Consider the following 25,674-nt stretch of genomic DNA (forward strand, 5'->3'; position numbering starts at 1 on the left):
ACGGCCGTCATCGTGGTTGTTATTATCGTCTGCGTGCTGTTTCTTGCCTTCGTCGGTAAAAAGTATTTGAAATAATAGCACACCCTGCTGTCGCTTCATAGTATAAAGTAATTCTTTATTCTAGGGGGCGACGCCAGTGATCCGAAAGCGAATTCCGCGTCGGGACGATAAAGTGATACTGGAGCTGGTGGAGCTGCTTCTGTTACCCTATGCAAGACTGACCCAGCCGGATTTGCGAGTGACGCTTCCATTGATCCGGGATCGGATGAAGGGAAGCAGCACCTATGTCGCATGCTCGGGGGGCCGGGCGGCGTGCGGGTTCATTACGCTCCGTGAGGACAAGGAGGTCATTATCATCGACATGCTTGCCGTTCATCCGAGAGCGCAGGGCAAAGGAATGGGTTCCAGGCTGATGGAGCACGCGGAGCGTTCAGCCGTGCTGGCCGGAAAGAATGAAATTCGGCTGTGGGTAGATGATACGAATACGCAGGCTCAGCGCTTTTATGCCTCCAAGGATTATGTACCGGTTCATTACAACAGCCTGATTCGCTGCTACCAATTGTCGAAGCGTATCCATTTGAAGAAGTAACCTTTTTAAACCTAATAGGCGGGTCTTCGCTGCGGACGGGCGGGACCTTTTTTACCGCGCATACCTCCACTAAAGCGTCAGCGCAGTGATAATGCCTATCATCCCTCTATGAATGATCGCCATATGTCGATAGACGGGACCTCGCATAATGGAAGGGATACGTTTCGCGAACGGATGGTTTATTGCATTACCATTTCCGGGGATAGTAAGGCAAACAGACTGTCTTCCGCTTGATGCAAGCCTCGGCGGAGGGGGGAGCCCTCCCGTCCGCCGAATGCCGGAGTCAGCTCGAGCTGAATCGCTTAAACGAGCAGGAACAAAAGAGCAATTAGGGAAAGATCCAGCGCGATACCTCCGCCAAAGGGAGGAATGCCGAATCCGGGTCCAGGCCCGGGGAAGGCGGACAGCTTGGCTCTTGTTTTCGCTTTGATCTTAGTTTTTCGCGATTTGATGCTGTTGGAGCCGGACCTTTTGGAGCTCGAGGAGCCGACGGCCGGATCGGCTGCGGCTGCCTGACGGTTCAAAATGATTTGACCGTTTTCATAAGCGCTCAGTACACCAACCATTTCGCTGCCGTCTCTTAGAATGACAAGCACAGGCTTGCCGAAATGTTCCCGGCACGTGTCTTCGTTAATGGGATGAATATGTCTCATGAATGTTTACACCTCCGTCATCATGTACACTCTAGTCTATGCGTAACGTGTATGTGCGTTTGGATAATGGCCTAGAGGTTACGCGCCTATTTTGCATGATGAGGGCATTGAATCCTGAGCCAGTTTTCGTTATGCTTAAAGAGTTCATGACTTTGATTAGTTAAAGCAATAAAAAATACATAAGAAAGAATGATGAGAAGATGACCAATACGGTGTTTTTCCTATTCGGTGCTACGGGCGATTTGGCCCGCCGCAAGCTGTTCCCTGCAATTTATTGCTTGTACCGCGAGCGTAAGCTGGGGGATCGCTTTGCCGTGATCGGTTTGGCGAGACGCTCAAGAACCAATGAGCAGTTTCGTGAGGATGTGCTGGAATCGATCAAAGAATTCGCTCGTTATAATGTAACGAAGGACGAGCAGTGGGAATCCTTTGCAGAGCACTTTGAGTACATGTCCCTGGACATCAACAATCCGTCGGCGTTTAAAGATCTGCGTGGCTTGGCGGACCGTCTTGACGACAAATTCGACGTAGGCGGCAATCGCCTGTTTTACCTGGCGTTGGCACCTGAACTGTTCGGCAGTGTTTCTCATAACCTGCAGGCAGGAGGCTTGCTTGAAACCTCCGGATGGGCGCGCCTGGTCATTGAAAAGCCATTCGGCTACGATCTGCCTTCCGCAGAGAAGCTGAATGCAGAAATTCGGCAAGTATTCGATGAAAAAGATATTTACCGTATCGACCATTATTTGGGTAAAGAAATGGTTCAGAACATTAGCGTCGTTCGATTTGCCAATGCGTTCTTCGAGCCTTTGTGGAACAACAAATATATTGCCAACATTCAAATTACTTTAAGTGAAACGGTTGGCGTCGAGGAGCGCGGAGGGTATTACGATCACTCGGGTGCTCTGCGCGATATGGGCCAGAACCATATGCTGCAAATGCTGGCCATGATGGCAATGGAACCGCCTAGCCGTCTGTCGCCGGAAGATATCCGCGACGAGAAGGTCAAAGTATTCCGTTCGCTGCGGGGCTTCCAGAATGCTGCTGAGGTCCGGGCCAATACGGTTCGCGGACAATATGTGGCGGGAACCAACAAAGGCAAGCAGGTTCCAGGGTACCGCGAGGAGGATTCCGTCAATCCGGAGTCGACGACCGAAACCTATTTCGCCGCGCGCGTATTCGTGGACAACTTCCGCTGGGCGGGCGTTCCATTCTACATCCGCACCGGCAAAAGGCTGCCTGTCAAAACGACGGAAGTCGTTGTCGAATTCAAGAATGTGCCTAACAATGTGTACCTTTCGAAGAAGCATAAGCTCGAGCCGAATCTGTTAGTGTTCCGGGTAAACCCGATGGAGGGCATTTACTTCAAAATGAACGCGATGCAGCCGGGATCCGAAGGCACGATTGTGCCTGTTGCCATGGATTTCTGCCAGAGCTGCCAGGTCGGCCTGAATACGCCGGAGGCCTACGAGCGTTTGCTGCATGATGCGGCACGCGGCGACTCCACCTACTTTACCCGTTGGGATGAAGTGGCGCTGGCTTGGAAGTACGTGGACAAGATCGCCGCGGCATGGGGAGAGCGCACGGATAACCTGCATCTGTACCCTGCCGGAACATGGGGGCCGGATCAAGCTCAGCAGCTGCTGTCTGAGGACGGCTTCAAATGGTGGCCGGTTAACGGACAGGATGAGGGAGAAGTGGCTTGGGAGTTTACACAGCGTTAAGCCGTTTATGTCAGCAGGACAAGTGAAAATCGCAGGGCCGTACATGCATAAGGGTACGAGCCCTGTTTCTTTTGTCGAAATCTTACCTGCGTTAATGCTTTAGTGAATCTCCCGTGCATTGAAAAAGTGTGCATACATCCGGATAAACAGATATAATAAAGAAACGCATTTCATGGTAAAATGAACGTTGAATAAAATGATGGCATGATTCATACTCAGGGGGAATACTTCTATGTCCCGTCGGGCTTTTATCCGCTGGATGCTTGGATTGCTTGTCCTTATAGGGGCGGCTTTTACCGGACTGTTCAAATTGCTTCAGCGATCGGAGGACACGCAGTTGGCAGCGCAGCCGAGTACAGACTCGGAACCGAGACTCGCAAAGCAGGAGCCGCCGGAAGCTAAACCGGAGCCGGCCAATGACAAGGATCCGTTATTTTCATTTATGATATTAAGCGATCTTCATATTTCGGTATATGATCCCAATACTATCAAGCATATGAAGGAAGCCCTAGAAGATATGAAGCAATTCGAATCGCCGATTGAAGCTTTGATCATCACAGGCGATCTGACGGATTTCGGAGGCGCGGACGGCTACAAGGAACTTCAGAAGCTGCTGTCGGCCTATAAGCTGCCGCCTATCTACGCGAACATGGGCAATCACGATTATTACGATATTTGGGTAGACAAGAAGGGGGCATTCAATAAAGAAACGATGCCCAACGGGAAGACGGATTGGCAGGCGCGCGAGCGGTTCCAGAAGTTTTTTAATCTGGACAGCATCTACAACGCCGCGCAGATCAACGGGTTCCCTATCATCCTGCTGTCACAGGAAGCCTACGTCCAAGAGAAGCCGGAGGTCGGCGAAGGGGCCTGGTACTCCGATCAGCAGCTGGATTGGTTCAAGAATCAGCTGGCTCAGCATAAGGACGGCAAGCCGATCTTCGTCATGACCCACCAGCCGCTGCCGCCTATCGGCTCCGACGGAGGAAGTCATCAGCTGATCCCCGCGAAGAAGTTCCGCGAAATATTGAAGCCTTACAAAAATGTATTCGTCTTTTGCGGACACCGGCATCAGGATTTCCAGAACGGCGCAGAGCATTATGTGAAGGAAACGTTCCATTACTTCCATAATTCGTCGGTCGGCAGGGTTTTGAACCGGAATTATGAAAATGCCGGGAAAGAAAAATCGCAAGGCTTATATGTTCAGGTGTATAAGGACAGAGTTACCGTTCGCGGCCGCGAGTTCAGTAAGCGAGCCTGGTTGAAGGAAGCGGACTGGAGCCTGAAGCTAACTTAACGATAAGGAAGGAATTACAGAAGCTTATGAGCATGGATACCAAGCAAAAGATGATAGAAGAGGTTGAAAAGCGCCGTACCTTCGCTATTATTTCTCACCCCGACGCGGGGAAAACGACGCTGACCGAGAAGCTGCTGCTCTTCGGGGGAGCGATCCGTTTGGCAGGTACGGTAAAAGGCCGCAAGGCAAGCAAGCATGCGACTTCCGACTGGATGGAAATCGAGAAACAAAGAGGGATCTCGGTTACATCGAGCGTAATGCAATTCGATTATACTGGACATCGTGTCAATATTCTCGATACTCCAGGTCACCAGGACTTCTCAGAGGATACTTACCGTACGTTGACTGCGGCGGATAGTGCGGTCATGCTGATCGACTCGGCCAAAGGGGTCGAGGCGCAGACGAAGAAGCTGTTTCAGGTATGCCGCATGCGGGGCATCCCGATTTTTACATTCATTAATAAAATGGACCGTGAAGGACAAAACCCGTTCGATCTTCTTGAGGAGCTGGAGCAGGTGCTTGGCATCCGTTCTTATCCGATGAACTGGCCTATCGGCTCCGGCAAGCAATTTCGCGGCGTATACGACCGTAAATTAACCCAAGTCGAGCTGTTCCAGGGAGACGATCATAAGGAGATTCAGGTTCGCAAGGTTAGCGGATACGATGACCCTGTGGTGAAGGAAATTGCGGGGGACTTCTTCTATGATCAGCTGGTGCAGGATTTGGAGCTGCTGGACGTAGCGGGTGACGAGTTTGATTATGAGAAGGTACGCAGCGGCGAGCTGACTCCTGTCTTTTTCGGCAGTGCCATCAACAATTTCGGTGTGCAAACATTCCTCGAAAACTTCCTGCAGCTGGCGCCGAAGCCGACGCCGCGCAGCAGCAGCGAAGGCGAGATTGATCCGATGAACGAGAAGTTTACCGGGTATATTTTCAAAATCCAGGCGAACATGAACCCTGCTCACCGTGACCGGATTGCGTTCTTACGCATTTGCTCCGGCAAGTTCGAGCGCGGAATGTCCGTTAAGCATGTGCGGGCAGGCAAAGATATCAAGCTGGCTCAACCGCAGCAGTTCCTCGCGCAGGACCGCGACATCGTGGAAGAGGCTTATCCGGGGGACATTATCGGGCTCTTCGACCCGGGGATTTTCCGGTTGGGTGACTCCCTCAGCCAGGCCGGCAATGTCGAATTCAATGAGCTGCCGACGTTCTCGCCGGAGCTGTTCTCCAAGGTAACCGTGAAAAATGCGCTCAAGCATAAGCAGTTTCAAAAAGGTGTCGACCAGCTGACGGAAGAAGGAACGATTCAGGTATTCCGTACGATCGGATTTGACGATTTGATTCTTGGCGTTGTCGGCCAGCTTCAGTTTGAGGTATTCGAGTACAGGATGAAAGCGGAATACGGTGTAGACGTTCAGCTTCAGCGCACGAACTTCCAGTTTGCGAGATGGATTATCGATGATCAGATCGATCCGGGCAAGTTCCGCATTAACTCCCAGCTGGTTCGGGATAAGAACGACAACTATGTCGCCTTATTCGAAAGTGAGTATGCGATGCGCTCGGCAATGGAAAAAAATCCGAACGCGAAATTTTTGGAGAATGCCCCTTAAGGGTAAAAAAAGATACAAACAAAATGCTTACTAAGCTAAATTAAGGAAATGGCAGGTGGGTAACTGCATGCAGCACATGGGACCGACTTTGGGAATAGTCCTGCTGGTTGGATTCATGATTTACCGCAGGACCAAGCGGACGATCGGCTTGCAGAAGATCGTACGTTCCAGGCTAATGTTTCGGATCATCCTGTTCAGTCTGCTGGGGTGCGTGTTTCTATACCTGGGAGTTCTTCACCCTATTAACCTTATAGCTGATGGAGTGGGTCTGGTCTGCGGCCTGGTGCTGGCGCATTATGCGATTAAGCATACGCAATTCGAGCAGCAGAGCGACGGAATGTATTATCGTACGCATCTATGGGTTAATATGGCCGTGCTTGCCTTATTGGTGGGCAGGATTGCTTACAGGCTGTTGGTGATGCAGTCTCTGGGACCCGATGCGTATGACCCTTCCGCGAATCCGATGCAGATGTACGGGAAAGATCCTTGGACGATTGGTATCTTCTTCGTGCTTGTATCGTATTACATTCGATTTTTTACCTTTTTGCTGGCAAAAGGAAAGTAATCCAAGCTGGTTTTTGCATGAGAAAAAGTATTGTGGCCCGATCCGAACCGGATCGGGTTTTCTTAACAGTATACAATTTATAAATTTCGGGGCTCCCCGCAAAGCCTGAATCAGCTCCGAAGCCAAGGCCCCACTTTGTGGGGTTATTTTATTCATTTCGGGCCTTGCGTTAGCACAGCCTGCCTAGGAAGCCTGGGTGGGAGGGGGATACCCCATTGGAGTAAATCAGCACATGCTCAATAGATTGTTCAACAGACCAACCCGCTTTACCGGGTTATTTTGCATTCCATGAAGTCCGCCTCCGAACCGGAAGGGCAGGTACAGCATACAATATTGTGTTTGAATCGACTGTTTGGGCGGGTGCCGCATCGGATGCGGACCATGCGCTTATGCAAGAAGCTCAAGGCGATTACAAGTATGGTTCTAACAAAGCACGCTATAAACGGGATTATGTATACCTGGCGATTCGAGGAAAGGTGGATGTCATGAGTAAGAAGTATAATCGGTTCGTCGTCAGTAAATGGACGAAGACCTGCGTGTTGAGCGAAAATACCAAAATCCGTGCTCATATACCTCCGACAGAGAAAATGACGCATTCCTCTCTTAAAAGCATGCTGGATAAATACCGAATGGTGTATATCAAGCCGGATAAGGGAACCTTTGGGATCGGGGTTATGAGAGTGGAGGTGGATTCGGATGCCTCGAAGCCGGTGTACCGTTATCAGAGCGGCTCGGAAATCCGGAAATTTTCATCCTATGACGACATGTACGATTCCATTATCGATCTCACGAAAAATCGGCTGTATTTGGTTCAAATGGGCATTCACCTGACCAAATACCTCAAGCGCAGCTTCGACATTCGCGTCCATGTGCAGCAGTCGCCGCAAAAGAAATGGGAGACTACAGGCATTATCGGGCGTGTCGCAGACCCCAAGAAAATTGTGACGAACGTTCATAACGGAGGACAGATCAAATCGATTGAGACCTTATTGAAGGCTTATTTACCTGCGGATAAGCAAAAGATCTTCATCCGGTATTTGAAGAAGCTCGGCTTGGTGACGGCGGAAGAGCTGTTCAAAACCTATAAAGGCATTAAGGAAGTCGGTCTGGATATTGCCTTGGATAAGGATCTCAAGCCCTGGATTCTGGAGGTGAATACCAATCCGGATCCGTACATTTTCAACCGGTTGAAGGATAAAACCATGTATCGCAAAGTATACCGTTACGCCAAAGCCTACGGAAGAGTCTAGCATCGCGTCATTATGACAAAATCCCGTATCCGCTTATGTTCGGGGGTACGGGATTCTCGGGATGAGTATCAGCTAACGAGGGGTTTAACTTTGTTTAAGAATCGCGGGAGTCCGTCTCTGCGGGAGAGGTGGTTTCCGTTTGCGCTTTAGGCAGTGTGATGAGGAACTCGCTTCCCATGCCGGGGGTGCTTTGAACTTCAATCGTTCCTTGATGGGCTTCCACCAGCCTCTTCACGATAGATAGCCCCAGTCCCGTTTCACTGTTGCTTTTGCTGCGGGAAGGGTCGGCCTTATAAAACCGTTCCCAGATATACTCCTGCTCCTCGAGAGTCATGCCTTGTCCAGTATCCGAGATTTGGATCCTTGTCTCGGTTTCGGTTTCCTGTCCCCGCAATCGGATGGAACCGTAATCGGTGAATTGGATGCTGTTCTTCACAAGGTTAATCAGAATCTGCATCAGCCGGTCATAGTCCCCGTAGACCAGCAGCATGGGATCGCATTCGATAATGATTTGGAGGTGCTTCGCTTCCAGCAGGATCTCCAGCGACTCCGAGACCACCTCCATTAATTCTTTCAGAGGGATATGCTTCTTATGCAGCGTAATCATGCCATTCTCGATTTTCTCCGTATCCAGCAGCTCATTAATGAGCCGGATCAGACGGAACGTTTCCTTCTCGATAATGCCGTAATACTTCTGCTTGTCCTCCGGCTGGGTAACCAGATTGCTCTTCAGCCCTTCGATAATGCCCCGGATGGAGGTTAAGGGAGTGCGCAGCTCATGAGTGACATCCATGATGAATTGACGCCGCATCGTTTCGTACTGGTTCAATTTCTTGGACGAAGCCTCCAGTTGGGCCGCCATGGCATTGAAATCGAAGGCAAGATCCCCAAGCTCGTCCGTACGGGTAACAGGCAGTCTTGCTTCGTATTGTCCTGCGGCAATCTGCCGTGTAGCGCGGCGAAGCGGCTGAATGCTCTTGCTCATATTGCGGGATATCAGCAAGCTGACGATAACGGCCAGCAGGAATACGACTGCGAATAAATAGATCAGTGCCTTATTGAACGATTGCACCGTCTCCTGGTAGCCGTGAAGGGGAGAGAAGACGAACAGGTACATATCTCCTTTTTGGCTCTTGGGACGGATCGGCTTGCCCAGAACCACCAACGGCTCTTCCGTATTCCGGTTGACAATGAAGCTCTCATTTTCATTCATATTGAAAATTTTGGCCTTCAGTCCGTCCAGGAAAGGCTTGGAACGGTAAGCGCTCGGCATTTTGGGATCGCGGTACGCCATTTCCCCCGTTTTGTCGAACAGAATAAACGAAATTTTGCGTTCCACAAGCAGAGTACGGTAGGCTTGAAGCGCAGGCTGCGGCTCATCCTCCTCCCGTGAAAACATTCTGGAGATGACCTTGGCCGTAGTAGTTAATTCCTCTGTCTCCGCCTGATAAATCTGCTGCTTGGTGTAATAAGCGAACCCAAAGCTCAATAAGCCGAGGATGAGCAGGCACACAATGAGGTGACTTAGAAAAAGGCGCTGAAAAAACGTAAAGCGATAACGCTTGTGGCTCCCCATCGTTATTCCTCCAGCTTGTAGCCGACTCCCCAGACTGTTACGATCAGCGCGCAATCCGGTGTCGAGACTTTATTGCGGAGTCTTTTGATATGCACGTCAACCGTCCGTTCTTCTCCAATATAGTCATAGCCCCAGATGCTTTCGAGCAGCTGCTCGCGGGTAAACACCTTTTTCGGGTAGCGGACGAACAAGCAGAGCAGATCGAATTCCTTCGGTGTCAGGTTCGTAATCTCATGGCCTTGAATGATGGCGGTCCTCGACTCGAGCTGGATCGTAATGAATTTGTGCTTCAGCGTGCTGAAACCGTTAGCCTGCTCCTCCTGGACGGGAAGAGCCTCGCGGTCCTCGTTAATTCCGATCTTATAGCGCCGCAATACGGCTTTCATTCTGGCAATTAGCTCCATGGGACTAAACGGCTTGGTCACATAATCGTCCGCACCGAGCTCCAGCCCCTTAATTCTGTCCTGCTCCTGATCGCGCGCGGTGAGCAGAATAACGGGGGTTTGCTGATTCTGTCTCAGATCCCGGCACAGGCTGATGCCGTCTTTGCCCGGAAGCATCCAATCCAGAATAACGAAATCCCATGGTTGTTCATCTATTAGCCGCTGTGCCGCTATTCCGTCATTGACGAAGGTGGTATCATATTGTTCCTTTTGAAAAAAAAGTTGCAGCATTTCACATACGGACAGATCGTCCTCGGCGACAAGCAGCTTCACGGAAAACACTCCTTGATTTCTTCTTTATATCTCCCTTCAAGCATAGTCGGTTGAGGGATGAATATCAATACTGGATCGGCTCGGAACAGGTGCATGATGAGACGATGAACCAATTGACAAACCAAGGGTTTCCATGAGAAAATGTACGCGTGTACATTATGGTTGCAAGAACATGTTGAAGCTTAGCAAGTAATAAGGAAAAGCTGAACGAAAGGAGAGAACGCATATAGTAACGAGGAAGGAAGTTGCTGAGTTAGCGCGAGTATCCGAAGCTACCGTTTCCCGGGTTTTCAACGGCGTAGGGCCGATGAAGGAAGAAACGAAGCAGAGGGTATTGGAGGCAGCTAAGAAACTGAACTATCATCCCAACGCGATTGCTCAGAGCTTCGCCCGCCGCAGAAGTGGCAATTTGGGCGTGGTTCTTCCCTATGTGCCCAAGGTGCATTTGTTTTCGACGTATTTTTTTGCCGAGATTTTAAGCGGTATAGGCTCTAAGGTGCGAGAAAAAGGGTATGATTTGCTGCTGATGTTCCGCTCACCGGAGGACGAGAGTGAATATACGGATATTTTTCTCTCGCAGAAAGTGGACGCCTGCATTATTCTGGGTGCCGGCGACACGCCGAGAGAGAGGGAGCAGCTGAAAAAGCTGGAAGAAGGGGGGCATTCGTTCTGCCTTGTCAACCAGCATTTTGCAGGAGAGCAGTTTAACGAAGTTGATGCGGATCATACGGGGGGCAGCTACCGCGCGGTCCAATACCTGCTAGGTAAAGGCTATCGCCGAATTGCCTTTCTTAACGGGTCCCCGGAATTCTCAAGCAGCGGCGACCGGTGGCATGGATATAAGCTGGCCATGGAGGAAGCGGGTATCGATTCAAGCGAGTACCAAAGATGGTACTATGAGGGCAACTACAGCAGAACAAGCGGCTACCGGGCGGCGGCCCAGATGGCCGGCCGCATAGGGGAGCTGGATGCGGTGTTCTCGGCCAATGATCGGATGGCAATAGGCTTGATGCAAGGGCTGCGGGAGCATGGGCTGGAGGCAGGACGCGATTTTGCCGTTATCGGCTGCGATAATTCCGATGCCGCCCGCGTCACGGATCCGCCGCTGTCAAGCGTAGCCGTACCGTTCTACGAGATGGGCAGCGCAGCCGCCGAACGTTTGCTGGAGCAGCTGGGAGGCGCCCAAGGAGGCTTTCAGCTCAAGATGGATACCGAGCTCGTCGTTCGGCAGTCTTGCTCCAAAAGGCAGTAACCGGATAATGAACGACCGGCGAAGCTTAAGCCGGGGTTGTTCCTTGGTTGGCATCACCGCGGCTTTCCGTCGGTATTCGCCGGACTTTTTACATGGGAGGATTGGAAGGATGAAGCAGTTCAATATCGGAATGGTCGGTTATAAATTTATGGGCAAGGCGCACAGCCATGCTTATCGCGATTTACATATGTTTTTCCCAAAATCGGCAAGGCCGGTCATGAAGCTGATCTGCGGCCGGGATGAGCAGGGAGTTGCCCAGGCTGCGGAGCAGTTCGGCTGGGAAGGCTATGTGACGGACTGGCGTGAGCTGCTTAAGCGGGACGATATCGATGTCATCGATATTAATGCTCCGAGCGATGCTCATAAGGAGATTGCTTTGGCGGCAGCTAAGGCGGGCAAGCACTTGTTCTGTGAAAAGCCGCTCGCGCTGACGCTTGCCGACTCCCGCGAGATGCTGAAGGCGGCGGAGGAAGCTAACGTCAAGCATATGGTCGGCTTCAACTACCGGTTCGCTCCAGCCGTACAGCTGGCCAAGAAGCTGATCGACGAGGGAAGATTAGGTGAAATCTATCATTTCCGCGGATGGTTTCTTCAGGATTGGATTGTCGATCTGGATTTTCCGTTAGTATGGCGGCTTCAAAAGGAAGTAGCCGGTTCAGGCTCCCATGGTGATTTGGGTGCGCATCTCATCGATCTTGCTCATTATCTGGTCGGCGGGATGAAGGAAGTCATCGGCATGAGCGAAACCTTCATTAAAGAACGGCCGCTTCCTACCTCTATGACCGGCTTAAGCGCCAAAGGTAGCAAGGATGCCCCCAGAGGTCCGGTTACGGTCGATGATGCGACGCTGTTCATGAGCCGGTTTGAGAACGGAGCGCTTGGCAGCTTCGAGGCTACGAGATTCGCTCCCGGTCATCGCTGCACGAATGCTTTTGAAATCAACGGAAGCAAAGGCAGCGTGAAATTCGATTTTGAACGGATGAATGAGCTGCAGGTCTATTTCACCGACGATGCTGCCGACGTTCAGGGCTTCCGCCGCGTTCTTGCTACCGACGCTGCACACGCTTACATGGATGCATGGTGGCCGGCAGGGCATACGATCGGCTATGAGCATACCTTCGTTCATGAAGTAGTGGAGCTGATGCAGGCATTGGAGGAAAACCGCCAGCCGGTGCCAAGCTTTGTGGATGGGGTAAAATGCCAGGAAGTGCTGGAAGCGGTAGAACGCTCGATTGAGGAGCGGCGCTGGGTCAAAATTGAGGAGATGTAGAGAGGGGCGATACGGGATGAAAAAAGCTTTGGTTGTACAGGGCGGCTGGAAAGGGCACGAACCGGAGGAGGTATCCGAAATTTTCCGCAGCCTGCTGACCGAGAACGGCTTCGAGGTCGAGGTATCCGACACATTGGAAGCATTCGCCGATGCAGAGAAGCTGAATTCGTTGGATCTGATCGTTCCGGTATGGACAATGGGGGAAATCACCAAGGAGCTGGTCAAGAATGTCTCCGAAGCGGTGCAAAAAGGAGTCGGTCTCGCAGGATGCCACGGCGGCATGTGCGACGCGTTCCGCAACAACGTCGATTGGCAGTTTATGACCGGAGGCCAATGGGTGGCTCACCCCGGCAATGACGGAGTCGAGTATGTCGTTAATATCAAGCACAGCTCCAGTCCGCTGGTGGAAGGAATGGCAGACTTTGCAGTGAAAAGCGAGCAGTATTATCTGCATGTCGACCCAGCGGTCGAGGTGCTGGCAACGACACGGTTCCCGGTAGTCGAAGGGCCACACTCCCTGAATAAAGCCGTAGATATGCCTGTGGTCTGGACGAAGCGCTGGGGTGTTGGCAGAGTCTACTACTGCTCCCTTGGGCATCACGCCGATATCGTAGACATGCCGCAAGTCAAGGAGCTTATGCGCCGTGGCTTCTTGTGGGCAGCAGAAGGCAAAGAGGCTGCGCAAGGCATCGTTTCCGGAGATAGCAAGTATACAGGTATGGGAGACAGCAACTAAGATCATTCGTTACTAATCGTGGATTAGGGAGGCCATATACGCATGGAGAAGATAAGAATCGGTATTATAGGCTGCGGTAAAATCAGCAGTATTTATTTTAAAAACTGCAAGTCGTTTGATGTATTGGATGTAAAAGCGTGCGCGGACTTGAATGTGGCCCGGGCGCAGGCAAGCGCGGAGGAATTCGGGATTCCGAAGGCTTGCACCGTACAGGAGCTGCTGGCCGATCCCGAAATTGATCTGGTTATCAACCTGACGATTCCTGCGGCCCATGCCGATGTATGCATTCAGGCGCTGGAAGCGGGCAAGCATGTGTATGTAGAAAAGCCGCTGGCCGTCACCCGCGAAGAGGGTCAGCGAATCTTGGCAGCTGCCAAATCCAAAGGGCTTCTGGTAGGAAGCGCGCCGGATACGTTCCTGGGAGGAGGCATCCAGACCTGCATCAAGCTGATTCAGGACGGCTGGATCGGCACGCCTGTAGCGGCTACGGCTTTCATGATCGGACGCGGTCACGAGCATTGGCATCCGGATCCCGAATTTTATTATGCCCAAGGCGGGGGACCGATGTTCGATATGGGACCTTATTATTTAACCGCCCTGGTAGCGATGCTGGGACCTATTCAGCGCGTGACCGGATCAGCCAAGATCTCCTACCCGGAACGGACGATTACCAGTCAGCCGAAATACGGCAAAACCATTCAAGTCCAGACTCCTACGCATGTCGCGGGAGTGCTGGATTTTCACAGCGGGGCGATCGGCACGATCATTACCAGCTTCGATGCCTTCGGCGGAGCGCAGGTTCCGCGGATTGAGATTTATGGCAGCGAGGGTACATTGAGCGTACCGGATCCCAATACATTTGGCGGTCCGGTTCTAGTTCGCCGTCATGATGCTAAGGAATTCACCGAGGTGCCGTTATTGTACGGCTATGCGGATAACAGCAGAGGGCTTGGGGTGCTCGATATGGCTTACGCGATCAAGAACAAGCGGATCAACCGCGCGAACGGCGAGCTTGCCTACCATGTCCTGGAAGCCATGCACGGGTTTCATGATGCATCCAACGAAGGCAAGCATTACATCATGCAGAGCAGCTGCGAGAAGCCTCAACCGATGCCGGCGGGCGTGGTTAAAGGAATACTGGACTAATCCCTATCCCATAGGAATAAACAAGAAACCGCTAGGGTCTTTCCAACATCCCTGGCGGTTTTTCTTTTAAGTTCTTACGTTAAATGTTCTTTTAAAGTGCTCACCAGCTGCGCTTGCGTATCGTGGCTGCTGTTCTGCCATATGATTTCGAACAAAACCCCTAACCCCGGAAGCACTTGCTCCTGGCCCCCGATCGACCCTTCAATAACGCCAAAAAGCTCCTCGTCATCTTTGTTCGTAACTCGTTGAATTATGGCCTGTCTCAGGTTTAAGTTCATGGAAGTGTCCTCGCTTTTCATCTCATGGTTTACCTGATTACTATGCTCCAAAAAGGGGCTGTTCATGCTCCGTTATGATCCGGATATTTTATGGTATAATAATAAAAACCGTACATATCATGCATTTTGATGATGAAGCTATAGCTGTAATGGCGGTTGCTGGAGGCATGCTGTCTATCGAAAGGAAGGGGTGAGTTCCATGAAAAAGCAATTCGCCGTTATCGGAATGGGACGTTTCGGTTCCAGTGTAGCAAGGACGCTGTCCGACCTTGGCTATGAGGTGCTGGCCATTGACAGCAGCGAGCAAAGAACGCAGGAAATCTCGACGATCGTGACGCATGTCGTTCAGGCGGATTCCACGGATGAAGAGGCGCTGCGTTCCTTGGGACTTCGCAATTTTGACGTCGTTATTGTCGCCATAGGACAAGATATTCAGTCCAGCATATTGACTACGATTATTTTGAAGGAAATCGGCGTACCGAAAGTCGTCGTGAAAGCCCAAAACGAGCTTCACGGCAAAGTGGTAAAAAAGATTGGTGCCGATAAGGTCATCTATCCGGAACGGGATATGGGCCAGCGGGTCGCGCATCATTTGATCTCATCCAATATACTAGACTATATCGAGCTGTCCGAGACTTACAGCATTATCGAGGTTCAAGCATCGCGGACCTTAATCGGCAAAAACCTTCGGGAGCTGGACATTCGCGCCAAATACGGATGCAATGTCATGGCTATAAAGACCGGATCGCATATGAACATCGCCCCGAGTGCGGAGGATTTGATCAAAGAAAATGACGTGCTCGTTATCGTAGGAAAAAATGAAGATTTGAATTATTTTGAAAAAACATTCGCAGAGTAGGCTGTTGTTATGACATTGTTGGAATCATCGATTACTTCCGTCCAAAACGCCCGGGTAAAGGCATGGGCGCAGCTATTGGACAAAAAAGGCCGGGACAAGCAAGGCCAGTTCATTATTGAAGGCGTGCATTTGGTGCAGGAGGCTCTCGAATCGGGGGCCGCTATCGAAACCTTAGTCGTTGCCGAAGACCGGCAGCATGAGCTGCCCGACGGATTGCTGAAGCAGGCCGTTGACGCAGGAATTGAGTGCATAGCCGTAAGCGAGCAGGTGCTCGCCAAATGCACGGACACATTGACGCCTCAGGCAGCGTTCGCGGTGTTGTCCAAGCTGGATTGGTCACTGGACGATTTCATGCGTGCGGATTCCGTGGGTTTGGTCGTTGTTATCGACGGGATCCAGGACCCGGGTAACCTCGGAACCATCATCCGAAGCGCCGATGCGGTGGGGGCTACCGGCGTTCTGCTTGGCCGCGGCACGGTGGACTTGTATAACCCCAAAACTGTCCGCTCCACTATGGGCTCGTTATTCCATCTCCCGATCGTGCAAGGAGAATTGCGGGATGCGCTGCCTCAAGCCGCTTCGCAGGGAATTGCCATTGTGACGACAAGTCTACAAGGCAAACAGAGCTGCTATGAGTATGATTTCCGTCAGCCGGTGTGGTTCGTTGTCGGCAATGAAGGACAAGGCGTCTCGGCCGAAGTGTCCGCTTTGGCGACGGAGCATATTCTTATCCCGATGCAGGGACGAGCGGAGTCTCTCAATGCTGCGATGGCGGCGACTGTGGTCCTTTTTGAAGCTATGCGGCAGCGGGGGATTCGTTTCTGATGAGAAAAGTAAGTACCCAATTAATTCAATTAGAAAAAGCTTGAGAGATCAGGCTTTTATTCTTTTTTATAGGGAAATTCGTGAATGAGTGGCAGGAGCCAAGACCTATCGGCTAGAGCTCAATTCCTTTTAAAAGAAATGAAATAAAGTAAGCGATTCCCCGTTATGATTATTAAAAAGGTGACTCGAAATGGACTTAGCGAGACGCTTGATGTTTTGAAGGATCTGAGGATTCGGTGGTTTGAATTTACAATTCAAGTAAAGAAAGGATAGGGGGATCGCCCTGTCCTTTCTTAATAGATGGAGATAAACGCATGATGCGTTTACGGATTAATCAAGGTTTACAGATCGACTTTCCAGTTGCCCATCATCTTGGCGACTTCCGGATCGTTGTACGATAAGAATAGACTTTGCCGCGTATCGAGAGTGGAAATCTGTTCGATGTCGTCAGCACTCAACTCAAAATCGAAAATGTTGAAGTTTTCGACGATCCGTTCTTTTTTAACTGACTTCGGAATTACAACGACTCCTCTTTGAACAAGCCAGCGAAGCGCGACTTGGGCGACGGACTTGTTGTGTTTTTCTGCGATCGAGGCTAGCACTTCGTTCCCGAACAAATTGTTACGTCCTTCAGCGAAGGGCGCCCACGACTGGTGCTGCACTCCCTGCTCTTTCATAAAAGCGGCGCTCTCCATCTGATGGTAGAACGGATGCGTTTCGACCTGATTGACGGCAGGCACGATTTCGTTATGCACGATAAGGTCCATTAAACGGTCAGGCAGGAAATTGCTGACCCCAATCGCCTTGATCTTGCCTTCGCGGTACAGCTCCTCCATCGCACGCCAAGCGCCGTAATAATCGCCGAACGGCTGGTGAATAAGGTATAGATCCAGATAATCGAGCTGGAGTTTCTCCAGCGATTTGGCAAACGCCACCTTGGCACTCTCGTAGCTGGCATCCTGAACCCAAAGCTTGGTTGTGATGAACAGATCTCCACGTGGTATACCGCTGCGCTTGATCGCTCGACCGACCGCCTCCTCATTCAGATAACCGGCGGCGGTATCGATGAGGCGGTAACCAGCCATCAGAGCCTCATATACGGCGTTCTCGCATTCTTCAGCATCAGGAACTTGGTAAACACCGAAGCCGATGATCGGCATCTTCACGCCATTGTTTAATGTTACGGTTTGCATTGTAATTCCTCCCAGTGTTCAAATGTATAACAGCAAACGGCGCTTATCCCCTAAATCGGGCACAGCAGCGGGGATTCTACTTACGACTCGTTTGCGTTACACTAAGCTTAGAACCTTCGTGTTACACGAAGTCAAGCTGCTTTAAAATTTTTTTCGAGGAGGATTTCACATGCATACGGTCAAAGAAGCTGCCCTAATAACAGGACTCACCGAGCACGCCGTGCGCTTTTACACGGATAAAGGCCTGGTTCCAAGCGTACAGCGCAATGAGAATAATATCCGGATGTTCGACGAAGAATCGATCAACTGGCTGCATGGCGTCAAATGCCTCAAGCAATCCGGGATGCCGATTGAAGTCATTAAAAGGTACGTCGATCTCTGTCTCGAAGGGGATTCAACCGTTCCGCAACGCTGTGCACTCATTATGGAGCATAAAGAAGCGGCGCTCGCCAAACTCGAAGAAGCCAAACGGCACATTGACCATTTGGAACAAAAAACAAGCTTATATCAAGCCATTATGGAGCATCGTGCGCCAGACACGACCAATCCCGGCAACTGGGACAAAATTCTGCATATGCATGGTGACGTATTTTACTCGCCCTCTGTTCGTAAGGCTTGAGAGATATTCCGGGTTGATTATAAGATAATTTGAGACTTGCTTATAACATCAATCAAGACAAGCAGATGGCAGCAAATCCTTGTAAGACAAGGCTTGCTGCCATTTGGTTAATTCGTAAGCATTTTTATTTAATTATAAATTGCTTCAAATAACGTCCCCACTTGTTCTGCCATAACACGAGGCGGACAGGGCATTCCATTCCTTAACCACCATTCCACTACCCCAACGTAAGCCGATGCAACAAAATGAACAATAACCTCTTCATTAATTTCGCTATGTCTTTCGTTTGTTTTGCGGAGTTCATTTTTGAACGCTTCGATTTGATACTCAAGGAATCGACTGCGAAAATACGGTGCGCCTTTATTTGCCAACATGGTCGAAAAGAATAAGTAATGGCTTTCCAAGTATTCAAAACAAATCTGAGTTGCCGGTTTCCACTCCATTTCACACGCAGTTTCGCTGATTCTGTGGAGTTTGTCTATATATTCTTCCATAAGCTTATCCAACAGGTCGAATTTATCCGAGTAATGAAGGTAGATGGTTTTGCGGCTAACATCCGCTCTGTCGGAGATGTCTTGTATCGTTATCTCATCGAAATTTTTTTCTGACATCAGTTCAAGCACCGCTTTTTTAATCGCTTCTTGCGTTTTGATGATTCGTCGATCCACTTTGGGCATTTGGGAGCACCACTTTCTCTAAAGTTAATACACATTTTCCGTGGATGTGTGAACTAATTAACGAATTCAGGGAATTTGGTCATTGAAAATCAGAATTCGATTTATGATAATACATATATGTTTTGTAATACACTATTGTGTATTATACACAAGAAACCAGTTGAAATGGCAATCGAAAATAAAGTGGTTGTAGATGGATGTAGCTAATCAAGAAAGTATCCGGCAAGCGGCGTTGACAGTAAATGAGCAGTTTGGAAGGTTAGATGTATTGATTAATAATGCTGGGGTGTATTTGGATGAGAATAAAAAGTTAATGGCTATGGACCCTTCCATTCTGGATGAAACGATGGCGACGAATTTCTTCGGAGCTTATCATGTAATCCGTTCCTTTATTCCCATCATGGAAAAACAAGGGTATGGGAGGATTATTAATGTTTCTTCGGAGTATGGTGCGATGAGCGAAATGTCTTATCAGGGGGCAGGCGCCTATAAAATTGTCTAAGCTAGCCTTAAATGGATTGATACGATTGGTAGCTGCTGAAATCAATGGAGATTTAAAAATAAATGCGGCGGATCCGGGTTGGGTGAGCTCGGATATGGGCGGACCTTCGGCTCCACGAACTCCCAAGCAAGCTGCGGAGTCGATCCTTTGGTTAGCTGCTATTGGACCTGAAGGGCCAAATGGCGGGTTCTTCAGAGACGGAAAACGGGTAGATTGGTAACCTTTATGAAGGGGGAGGATTATGGAGAAGCAAAAAAAATGGCTGATACTGATACTAACCATAGGTGTTTTCGGGATCTTAAATACCGAAATGGGGGTTATTGGGTTATTGCCTTCCATTGCTGATCACTTTCACGTGAGCATTTCAAAAGCAGGATTGACAGTAAGTCTTTTTGCCATTGCGATTGCAGTGTCTGGTCCTACGATGCCGTTATTGTTTTCGGGTATGAATCGCAAGAAGGTCATGCTGCTTGTACTAGGTGTTTTCGTTTTGGGAAACATGGTGTCCGTATTTACATCTAACTTTACCATATTATTATTGGCTCGTATCATTCCAGCCTTTTTTCATCCGATCTATTGTTCATTGGCATTTACAGCTGCTGCTTCCTCCGTAAGTAAAGAAGAAGCTCCAAAAGCTGTTGCTAAAGTATTTATTGGAGTATCGGCCGGGATGGTAGCCGGCGTACCGATCGCAAGCTATATTAATAATGCCGTTTCGTATGACATGGCGATGGCTTTCTTTGCTATTGTGAACTCTATTGTACTCATTGCTACATTGATTTTTGTGCCATCTATGCCTGTGAAAGAACGACTTTCTTATGGTACACAGCTTTCTGTATTAAAGAAATCTATTACATGGCTTTCCATCGTGACCGTCATTTTATTAAACTCAGCTGTATTTGGGGTTTATAGTTATTTTGCTGACTATTTGAAAACAGTAACAGCGATGTCCCCGAATACGATCAGTTTCACGCTATTCATCTTCGGCGGAGCCAATATTATTGGAAACATTATCGCAGGAAAGCTGCTTACGCATAGTGCCCTTAAGTCTGTAGTTTCTTTTCCTTTGTTATTGGGTGCTGTTTACACCATTTTATTCTTTACCGGGCCGTTTACCGTACCTACGGCGATTATAACTTTCATTTGGGGCATATTGGCTGGAGGAATTATGGCAAATATAAATCAATATTTGATCGCCTCTGCAGCTCCTGAAGCGCCTGATTTCGCCAACGGATTATTTATATCATCCTGTAATGTAGGTACAACCTTGGGTACGGCAGTAGGCGGGCTATTTATATCAGAAATGGGCACACCCTACGTTGTGTTAGTGGGAATACTTTCATTATTGTTAAGCTTTGTTGCCATCATACTAAGAAGCTGCATGGTTTCTCCAGCTCAGCAGCTCTCAGCGTGAATCCAATGCGCATAAAAGATACCTGCATGGCCTATCCTATGTTTTGGTTAAAGTATCCGGACGTTAGAAAAGGAGGAGACGACATGGCAGCAGGACAAGGCTGGCAGCAGCAATGCCGGGAAATTCAAAATGCTTGCTCCAATAGCAACTGGAGTCAAGTGATCCAAGGGTGCAACGAGCTGATCCAATACGCGCAGCAGCAATCGGATGTTACACCCGCAGCAGTTGCACAAAACAATGAACAGCAGCAACAGCTATTCATTCAAGCGCATGCCGAGCAAGACTGATCGCAGCAATTGCAACATATGGCATTCAAAACACGAAATGATTCGGAAGGGCCCAGAATAGCATAGGCAGGATTAATGGGATGTCACGAGACCTTCGGATGCTAAGGTTATCGTAAAGCCATTCCCAAAGGTCATGAGAACATCATCAGTGCCAAATTGCCTGTGATAGGAAAGGCTTGTTCCGGTAGGAGGTAATATTATGATTACGACTAGTGCACGTGCTGTATTCAGCCCGGAAGGTTCGTTCCAACTGACCACGATAGAACGCAGGGATCTTAAGCCGCATGATGTCCTTATTGAGATTAAATACGCTGGTATTTGCCACTCAGATATCCATACTGCTCGCGGCGATTGGGGACCTGTCAATTATCCTCTCGTTCCCGGGCACGAGATCGCTGGAATCGTCACCCAGGTTGGTTCCGAAGTTACAAAATATGCGGTGGGGGACCGAGTTGGGGTAGGCTGTATGGTTGACTCCTGCCGGGAATGTGTCAACTGCCAAAGAGGGGAAGAGCAGTACTGCCTCAGTGGAAATACGGGAACCTATGCAGCTATCGATAGATATGGGCAATATACACAGGGCGGCTATTCCACCCACATTGTCGTAACGGAAGATTTCGTGGTTCGAATCCCTGATGGTATGGAGCTTGACGTCGCTGCGCCGCTTTTGTGCGCCGGTATTACAACATACTCGCCTCTTCGCCATTGGGGAGCTGCCCCAGGCAAGAAAATAGCGGTTGTTGGATTTGGCGGGCTTGGACATATGGCTGTGAAACTCGCTCATGCCATGGGTGCAGAGGTTACGGTGTTATCTCAATCATTAAAAAAGAAAGAAGACGGTTTGCGGCTTGGCGCGGACCATTATTATGCCACGAGCGATCCGGAGACGTTTAAGAAGCTTGCCGGTTCATTCGACCTCATCATAAATACAGTGAGCGCGAAGATCGATATTAATGCCTATCTTTCGCTGCTGGCGCTGGATGGTACATTGGTCAACGTCGGTGCTCCGGCGGAACCGCTGCCGGTTCAGGTATTCTCACTGATTCCTCAGCGCCGGTCGTTTGCCGGTTCTATGATCGGTGGAATTCGCGAAACGCAGGAAATGCTTGATTTCTGTGCTGAACACAATATAGCACCCGAGATCGAGGTTATTGCTGCCAAACAGATTGATGAAGCTTGGGAGCGGGTACTTGCTTCCGATGTCCGTTATCGGTTTGTAATCGACATCCGCACGATGGAGAATGAATAACGTTTGGGGTAATCAAACAAGCCATTGTCTTTTTGGACAACGGCTTGTTTTCGTATGATTCATAGATTTCTATCCATCAATGCCCCGAGAATGCCCCGAGTTGTGCTGCCAAGACTTGATGTGAAAAAGGCTTATTGACGTGCTGATTCGCACATTCCCCACAGTTCGTTGATCTGCTCTTAGATAATCAATATTTGTTAATAAATTGTTTAGTAATGAACAAATCCAGCTGCATTAACGATTGAAAAACCGTGGATTCTATATAAAATTATAAACAGATGTTGAATAAGTAAACAATGTTGAATATATATAGGTCGGTCGGTTGGATCGCAGCTATATCAGTCGCAATTGCCATAATTCTTGCGGTGGTCTCATTTAGCCGTAAAACAAGCAGGAGGGTTATTGATGAACCGAATTGAAAAGAGCAAAGAAACATACACACAGCTATTTGGCGATGGTGTCCCAGCGGCATATGCTACTGATCCAGATTTTCAAGACATCCTGAGCCGCTTTATTTTTGGAGAGGTTTTTTATCAAGGCAGCCTGGACAATAAGCAGCGTGAGCTTATAACCCTAGTAGTGCTTACAACGAACCAAACCTTGCCCCAATTAAAGGCTCACGTTCACGCCGCGCTTAACGTTGGACTCACACCAGTGGAAATCAAGGAGGCCATTTACCAGTGTGCGCCATACATTGGATTTCCCAAAACATTAAATGCAGTCACTGAGGTCAACGAAGTCTTCAAAGCTAGAAATATTGCATTGCCGCTTGAGAGCCAAAAGCAGGTGGAAGAGGATAATCGGTTTGAAAAGGGGCTTGCCGTGCAGATAGAGATTTTTGGGGATGTCATTGCAACAATGCGGGAAAGTACCCCATCCAATCAAAAGCATATCCAAGACTACCTCTCCGCCTTCTGCTTTGGCGATTTCTATACCCGCGGTGGTCTCGATTTACAGACGCGAGAGTTGCTGACTCTCTGCATTATAGGTAGCTTGGGTGGCGCAGAAGGTCAAGTGAAGGCGCATGTGCAGGGTAACAAAAATATGGGAAATGACAAGGAAACCATGATCACCGCCATCACTCACTGCCTGCCCTATATGGGCTTTCCGAGAACACTGAACGCTTTAGCTTGCATCAATGAAATGATTCCCGAAAATTAAGAGCTACAAAAAATATATCAATGCTAAGGAGACAAAAGCATGTTTAACGAAACTTATAGATTATCCAACGGTGTAGAAATTCCAATGTTAGGTCTCGGTACCTGGCTGCTTGACGATGAACAGGCAGCACAGGCAGTGCGTGATGCGGTATCTATCGGATATCGCCATATCGATACGGCTCAGGCCTATAAGAATGAGGCTGGTGTAGGCGAAGGAATTCGTTCCTGCGGCGTCGCAAGAGAAGAGCTTTTCATCACGACGAAGGTTGCTGCAGAAGCAAAGAGCTACGATACCGTTACGCAGTCCATTGATGAGTCTTTAGCCAAAATGGGATTGGATTACATTGATCTTCTGATTATCCACAGCCCACAGCCTTGGAAGGAGTTCCGTGAGGAGAACCGTTACTTCGAGGAAAATAAAGAAGTATGGAGAGCCATAGAGAATGCTTATAAGACAGGCAAAGTAAAGGCAATCGGTCTTTCTAACTTCCTTCAGGATGATGTACAGAATATTGTTGCAAGCTGTGAGATCAAGCCTATGGTAAATCAAATCTTGGCACATGTGAGCAATACGCCTCTGGATCTTATTGAATTTTGCCAAAAGAATGACATCCTGGTAGAGGCATATTCGCCTATCGCACACGGCGCAGTTCTTGATAATGCGGAGGTTAAGGTAATAGCTGATAAGTATGGAGTGTCGGTTGCGCAGCTTTGCCTGCGTTATGATATCCAGCTTGGACTTGTAGTCATTCCTAAGACGGCCAATCCAGATCACATGAGAATTAATGCAGAGCTTGATTTTGTTATCAGCGATGCAGATATGGAGATGTTGAAAAATGTAGAGCCCATCCAGAGTTACGGTGAGCATAGCTTCTTCCCTGTATTTGGCGGGAAATTAAAGTAAACCATTATTAATGGGGGACTTTTTATAGTAACTGATCAGCTAGGGGATACCACTAGGAAGGATCATTATTGGAGGAATGAATATGGCAAAGCATGAAGAAGTAAAACATGGCGTTATTTTCCCGGTGGGCGAAAAAAATGAAGCATTTGCACAATATTTTATGGGACAAAGCTATCTGAAAACATTAATTGCTGATCCTAAGGTGAATGTTGGCGTTGGAAATGTGACCTTTGAGCCAGGGTGCAGAAATAACTGGCATATTCATCGGAATGGATTTCAGCTCTTATTGGTGACTGGCGGCGAAGGCTGGTATCAGGAAGAAGGAAAGCCTGCTCAATCCTTAAAAGCCGGCGATGTTATTGTTACCCATGATGGAGTAAAGCACTGGCATGGTGCTTCAAAAGACAGCTGGTTCGAACACATTGCAATCACTGCGGGTACGCCGGAATGGTTGGAGCCAGTAACCGATGAGGAATATAATAAATTGAACTAATAATGAACTGGATCGGGAAGTTGTTTCTCAATCGATCATATAGCTCACTAGCGCTGGCTTCATGAGGCTGAGGCTGTTCCCGGAGCAGAGCAACTGCTTAAAGGGGATAGCCTCTTTTTCTTGGATGAACAGGAGCTGGAAGGCATATGAAGATGCAGTTGTAATTAACGGCAGATTAGCATACAATGTATGTATCTAATATTAATTGATCAATCAATAAAATAAAAAAGGGGGAACGAATATGGCAAAAGGAACAGCATCTGCAAATCGCCGTACGGAAATCGTATCAGCGGCGATTGAAGTGTTCGCAGAAATCGGCTACTACCGTGCAACGACGGCCCAAGTAGCGGAGCGTGCGTCAATCTCACAGCCTTACGTCTATCGCTTTTTTACGAAGGAGTCGCTGCTGGTGGAAGCGCTGGAGGTGTCCTGGCAGCGAATAGTGCAGGCCTTTCAACGCGTGATCGACACAGCGGCCCCGGAGCAATTGGAAATAGGCTTGATCCGAGCCTATGAGGGCATTATGGAGTCGCATCGCAGCGAGATTTTGCTCCAAATGCAGGCCCAGACGATACGGGAAACGCCGATACGCGACGCCATGAGACAGGGGCTAAGCCAAGTGAAGACGCTGGTGGAGAACGCCTTTATCCAGGCCGGAATCCCGGATGCGGATGAACGGACCTCGAATTTTTTGGCAAGAGGCATGCTGTGCAACGTATCGATGGCGATGGATATGCCGGATTTGATGGTGAAGAACAAATAATCGAGTAGGAGGGGGTGATTAACCCCCGTCCTCTCACACCACCGTACATGCGGGTCCGCATACGGCGGTT

At 49.2% G+C, this 25,674-nt stretch carries 26 protein-coding genes and 1 pseudogene; 21 read left to right on the plus strand and 6 right to left on the minus strand.

What is annotated here, in order from left to right; all coding sequences use genetic code 11:
• The first annotated feature begins 136 nt into the window (after window positions 1–136).
• Window positions 137–589, plus strand: a complete 453-nt coding sequence (locus ABEA66_RS31900) for a GNAT family N-acetyltransferase (protein WP_345593939.1) — start codon at window positions 137–139, stop codon at window positions 587–589.
• Between the two features lie 302 nt (window positions 590–891).
• Here the strand turns inward: ABEA66_RS31900 and ABEA66_RS31905 are convergent, their stop codons facing one another.
• A complete protein-coding gene (locus tag ABEA66_RS31905; protein ID WP_345593942.1) occupies window positions 892–1,242 on the minus strand; it encodes a hypothetical protein in 351 nt (116 codons plus the stop codon).
• Between the two features lie 200 nt (window positions 1,243–1,442).
• Between ABEA66_RS31905 and zwf the strand changes: the two genes are divergently transcribed.
• From zwf to ABEA66_RS31930, 5 genes are all read left to right on the plus strand, one after another.
• Window positions 1,443–2,963, plus strand: a complete 1,521-nt coding sequence (gene zwf / locus ABEA66_RS31910; protein WP_079915087.1) for a glucose-6-phosphate dehydrogenase — start codon at window positions 1,443–1,445, stop codon at window positions 2,961–2,963.
• A gap of 232 nt (window positions 2,964–3,195) precedes the next feature.
• The gene (locus tag ABEA66_RS31915) at window positions 3,196–4,260 is read left to right on the plus strand and encodes a metallophosphoesterase family protein (RefSeq protein WP_192701866.1); all 1,065 of its coding nucleotides are present in this window, start codon (window positions 3,196–3,198) and stop codon (window positions 4,258–4,260) included.
• Window positions 4,261–4,292: 32 nt separating this feature from the next.
• Window positions 4,293–5,870 (plus strand): peptide chain release factor 3, encoded by a 1,578-nt coding sequence (locus ABEA66_RS31920; RefSeq protein ID WP_377741062.1) that lies wholly within the window; start codon window positions 4,293–4,295, stop codon window positions 5,868–5,870.
• Window positions 5,871–5,937: 67 nt separating this feature from the next.
• Window positions 5,938–6,435 carry a CcdC protein domain-containing protein gene (locus ABEA66_RS31925; RefSeq protein ID WP_192701868.1) on the plus strand — a complete coding sequence of 166 codons (498 nt, stop codon included), beginning with the start codon at window positions 5,938–5,940 and terminating at the stop codon, window positions 6,433–6,435.
• A 335-nt stretch (window positions 6,436–6,770) separates the two neighbouring features.
• Entirely contained in the window at window positions 6,771–7,685 is a 915-nt protein-coding gene (locus ABEA66_RS31930) for a YheC/YheD family protein (RefSeq protein WP_256865624.1), read from the plus strand.
• A 94-nt stretch (window positions 7,686–7,779) separates the two neighbouring features.
• Here ABEA66_RS31930 and ABEA66_RS31935 read toward each other — a convergent pair whose 3' ends face one another.
• Window positions 7,780–9,261: an ATP-binding protein gene (locus ABEA66_RS31935; protein ID WP_345593950.1), complete on the minus strand. Its 1,482-nt coding sequence runs from the start codon at window positions 9,259–9,261 to the stop codon at window positions 7,780–7,782.
• A gap of 2 nt (window positions 9,262–9,263) precedes the next feature.
• A complete protein-coding gene (locus tag ABEA66_RS31940) occupies window positions 9,264–9,977 on the minus strand; it encodes a response regulator (RefSeq protein ID WP_345593952.1) in 714 nt (237 codons plus the stop codon).
• 226 nt (window positions 9,978–10,203) lie between these two features.
• Here ABEA66_RS31940 and ABEA66_RS31945 point away from each other — a divergent pair, with 226 nt between their 5' ends.
• The 4 genes from ABEA66_RS31945 to ABEA66_RS31960 all read left to right on the plus strand — a co-directional run bounded on the left by ABEA66_RS31945 (window position 10,204) and on the right by ABEA66_RS31960 (window position 14,381).
• Window positions 10,204–11,229, plus strand: coding sequence for a LacI family DNA-binding transcriptional regulator (locus tag ABEA66_RS31945; protein WP_345593987.1), 1,026 nt, complete (start codon window positions 10,204–10,206; stop codon window positions 11,227–11,229).
• Between the two features lie 109 nt (window positions 11,230–11,338).
• Entirely contained in the window at window positions 11,339–12,499 is a 1,161-nt protein-coding gene (locus ABEA66_RS31950) for a Gfo/Idh/MocA family protein (RefSeq protein ID WP_345593954.1), read from the plus strand.
• Between the two features lie 16 nt (window positions 12,500–12,515).
• The gene (locus ABEA66_RS31955) at window positions 12,516–13,235 is read left to right on the plus strand and encodes a ThuA domain-containing protein (protein ID WP_345593956.1); all 720 of its coding nucleotides are present in this window, start codon (window positions 12,516–12,518) and stop codon (window positions 13,233–13,235) included.
• 42 nt (window positions 13,236–13,277) lie between these two features.
• Complete coding sequence (locus tag ABEA66_RS31960; RefSeq protein ID WP_345593958.1) at window positions 13,278–14,381, plus strand: Gfo/Idh/MocA family protein; 1,104 nt, start codon at window positions 13,278–13,280, stop codon at window positions 14,379–14,381.
• 74 nt (window positions 14,382–14,455) lie between these two features.
• Here ABEA66_RS31960 and sspI read toward each other — a convergent pair whose 3' ends face one another.
• Window positions 14,456–14,659 carry a small acid-soluble spore protein SspI gene (gene sspI, locus ABEA66_RS31965; protein WP_079914891.1) on the minus strand — a complete coding sequence of 68 codons (204 nt, stop codon included), beginning with the start codon at window positions 14,657–14,659 and terminating at the stop codon, window positions 14,456–14,458.
• Window positions 14,660–14,825: 166 nt separating this feature from the next.
• On the opposite strand from sspI, the pseudogene ABEA66_RS31970 reads away from it, so the two are divergent.
• Window positions 14,826–15,518: pseudogene (locus tag ABEA66_RS31970) on the plus strand (potassium channel family protein); the annotation flags it as partial.
• Window positions 15,519–15,527: 9 nt separating this feature from the next.
• Complete coding sequence (locus tag ABEA66_RS31975) at window positions 15,528–16,343, plus strand: TrmH family RNA methyltransferase (RefSeq protein WP_345593961.1); 816 nt, start codon at window positions 15,528–15,530, stop codon at window positions 16,341–16,343.
• A gap of 341 nt (window positions 16,344–16,684) precedes the next feature.
• Here ABEA66_RS31975 and ABEA66_RS31980 read toward each other — a convergent pair whose 3' ends face one another.
• Window positions 16,685–17,536, minus strand: coding sequence for an aldo/keto reductase (locus ABEA66_RS31980; RefSeq protein WP_345593963.1), 852 nt, complete (start codon window positions 17,534–17,536; stop codon window positions 16,685–16,687).
• A gap of 169 nt (window positions 17,537–17,705) precedes the next feature.
• Between ABEA66_RS31980 and ABEA66_RS31985 the strand changes: the two genes are divergently transcribed.
• Window positions 17,706–18,155, plus strand: a complete 450-nt coding sequence (locus tag ABEA66_RS31985) for a MerR family transcriptional regulator (protein ID WP_345593965.1) — start codon at window positions 17,706–17,708, stop codon at window positions 18,153–18,155.
• A 128-nt stretch (window positions 18,156–18,283) separates the two neighbouring features.
• On the opposite strand, the gene ABEA66_RS31990 is transcribed toward ABEA66_RS31985, so the two are convergent.
• Window positions 18,284–18,832 carry a TetR/AcrR family transcriptional regulator gene (locus ABEA66_RS31990; RefSeq protein WP_345593967.1) on the minus strand — a complete coding sequence of 183 codons (549 nt, stop codon included), beginning with the start codon at window positions 18,830–18,832 and terminating at the stop codon, window positions 18,284–18,286.
• A gap of 193 nt (window positions 18,833–19,025) precedes the next feature.
• On the opposite strand from ABEA66_RS31990, the gene ABEA66_RS31995 reads away from it, so the two are divergent.
• The 8 genes from ABEA66_RS31995 (at window position 19,026) to ABEA66_RS32030 (ending at window position 25,604) form a co-directional block, all read left to right on the plus strand.
• The gene (locus ABEA66_RS31995) at window positions 19,026–19,334 is read left to right on the plus strand and encodes an SDR family NAD(P)-dependent oxidoreductase (protein WP_345593969.1); all 309 of its coding nucleotides are present in this window, start codon (window positions 19,026–19,028) and stop codon (window positions 19,332–19,334) included.
• Window positions 19,335–19,575: 241 nt separating this feature from the next.
• Entirely contained in the window at window positions 19,576–20,748 is a 1,173-nt protein-coding gene (locus ABEA66_RS32000; protein ID WP_345593971.1) for an MFS transporter, read from the plus strand.
• Window positions 20,749–20,831: 83 nt separating this feature from the next.
• A complete protein-coding gene (locus tag ABEA66_RS32005) occupies window positions 20,832–21,035 on the plus strand; it encodes a hypothetical protein (RefSeq protein ID WP_079914854.1) in 204 nt (67 codons plus the stop codon).
• 199 nt (window positions 21,036–21,234) lie between these two features.
• Window positions 21,235–22,284: an NAD(P)-dependent alcohol dehydrogenase gene (locus tag ABEA66_RS32010; RefSeq protein WP_079914855.1), complete on the plus strand. Its 1,050-nt coding sequence runs from the start codon at window positions 21,235–21,237 to the stop codon at window positions 22,282–22,284.
• Between the two features lie 405 nt (window positions 22,285–22,689).
• Window positions 22,690–23,445, plus strand: a complete 756-nt coding sequence (locus tag ABEA66_RS32015; protein ID WP_345593975.1) for a carboxymuconolactone decarboxylase family protein — start codon at window positions 22,690–22,692, stop codon at window positions 23,443–23,445.
• Between the two features lie 39 nt (window positions 23,446–23,484).
• Window positions 23,485–24,348, plus strand: a complete 864-nt coding sequence (locus tag ABEA66_RS32020) for an aldo/keto reductase (protein WP_345593977.1) — start codon at window positions 23,485–23,487, stop codon at window positions 24,346–24,348.
• An 82-nt stretch (window positions 24,349–24,430) separates the two neighbouring features.
• Window positions 24,431–24,841, plus strand: coding sequence for a cupin domain-containing protein (locus tag ABEA66_RS32025; RefSeq protein WP_345593979.1), 411 nt, complete (start codon window positions 24,431–24,433; stop codon window positions 24,839–24,841).
• Between the two features lie 241 nt (window positions 24,842–25,082).
• A complete protein-coding gene (locus ABEA66_RS32030; RefSeq protein WP_192701891.1) occupies window positions 25,083–25,604 on the plus strand; it encodes a TetR/AcrR family transcriptional regulator in 522 nt (173 codons plus the stop codon).
• Window positions 25,605–25,674 lie beyond the last annotated feature (70 nt).

Source organism: Paenibacillus vulneris (genome assembly GCF_039543185.1).
In the GTDB taxonomy this organism is placed as follows: domain Bacteria; phylum Bacillota; class Bacilli; order Paenibacillales; family NBRC-103111; genus Paenibacillus_S; species Paenibacillus_S vulneris.

Bases quoted from the DNA above. Each gene is read 5' to 3' on its own strand.
- ABEA66_RS31905 (WP_345593942.1), bottom strand. From the start codon at position 1,242: ATGAGACATATTCATCCCATTAACGAAGACACGTGCCGGGAACATTTC.
- zwf (WP_079915087.1), top strand. From the start codon at position 1,443: ATGACCAATACGGTGTTTTTCCTATTCGGTGCTACGGGCGATTTGGCC.
- ABEA66_RS31915 (WP_192701866.1), top strand. From the start codon at position 3,196: ATGTCCCGTCGGGCTTTTATCCGCTGGATGCTTGGATTGCTTGTCCTT.
- ABEA66_RS31920 (WP_377741062.1), top strand. From the start codon at position 4,293: ATGGATACCAAGCAAAAGATGATAGAAGAGGTTGAAAAGCGCCGTACC.
- ABEA66_RS31925 (WP_192701868.1), top strand. From the start codon at position 5,938: ATGCAGCACATGGGACCGACTTTGGGAATAGTCCTGCTGGTTGGATTC.
- ABEA66_RS31935 (WP_345593950.1), bottom strand. From the start codon at position 9,261: ATGGGGAGCCACAAGCGTTATCGCTTTACGTTTTTTCAGCGCCTTTTT.
- ABEA66_RS31950 (WP_345593954.1), top strand. From the start codon at position 11,339: ATGAAGCAGTTCAATATCGGAATGGTCGGTTATAAATTTATGGGCAAG.
- ABEA66_RS31955 (WP_345593956.1), top strand. From the start codon at position 12,516: ATGAAAAAAGCTTTGGTTGTACAGGGCGGCTGGAAAGGGCACGAACCG.
- ABEA66_RS31960 (WP_345593958.1), top strand. From the start codon at position 13,278: ATGGAGAAGATAAGAATCGGTATTATAGGCTGCGGTAAAATCAGCAGT.
- sspI (WP_079914891.1), bottom strand. From the start codon at position 14,659: ATGAACTTAAACCTGAGACAGGCCATAATTCAACGAGTTACGAACAAA.
- ABEA66_RS31975 (WP_345593961.1), top strand. From the start codon at position 15,528: ATGACATTGTTGGAATCATCGATTACTTCCGTCCAAAACGCCCGGGTA.
- ABEA66_RS31980 (WP_345593963.1), bottom strand. From the start codon at position 17,536: ATGCAAACCGTAACATTAAACAATGGCGTGAAGATGCCGATCATCGGC.
- ABEA66_RS31985 (WP_345593965.1), top strand. From the start codon at position 17,706: ATGCATACGGTCAAAGAAGCTGCCCTAATAACAGGACTCACCGAGCAC.
- ABEA66_RS31990 (WP_345593967.1), bottom strand. From the start codon at position 18,832: ATGCCCAAAGTGGATCGACGAATCATCAAAACGCAAGAAGCGATTAAA.
- ABEA66_RS31995 (WP_345593969.1), top strand. From the start codon at position 19,026: ATGGATGTAGCTAATCAAGAAAGTATCCGGCAAGCGGCGTTGACAGTA.
- ABEA66_RS32000 (WP_345593971.1), top strand. From the start codon at position 19,576: ATGGAGAAGCAAAAAAAATGGCTGATACTGATACTAACCATAGGTGTT.
- ABEA66_RS32005 (WP_079914854.1), top strand. From the start codon at position 20,832: ATGGCAGCAGGACAAGGCTGGCAGCAGCAATGCCGGGAAATTCAAAAT.
- ABEA66_RS32010 (WP_079914855.1), top strand. From the start codon at position 21,235: ATGATTACGACTAGTGCACGTGCTGTATTCAGCCCGGAAGGTTCGTTC.
- ABEA66_RS32015 (WP_345593975.1), top strand. From the start codon at position 22,690: ATGAACCGAATTGAAAAGAGCAAAGAAACATACACACAGCTATTTGGC.
- ABEA66_RS32020 (WP_345593977.1), top strand. From the start codon at position 23,485: ATGTTTAACGAAACTTATAGATTATCCAACGGTGTAGAAATTCCAATG.
- ABEA66_RS32025 (WP_345593979.1), top strand. From the start codon at position 24,431: ATGGCAAAGCATGAAGAAGTAAAACATGGCGTTATTTTCCCGGTGGGC.
- ABEA66_RS32030 (WP_192701891.1), top strand. From the start codon at position 25,083: ATGGCAAAAGGAACAGCATCTGCAAATCGCCGTACGGAAATCGTATCA.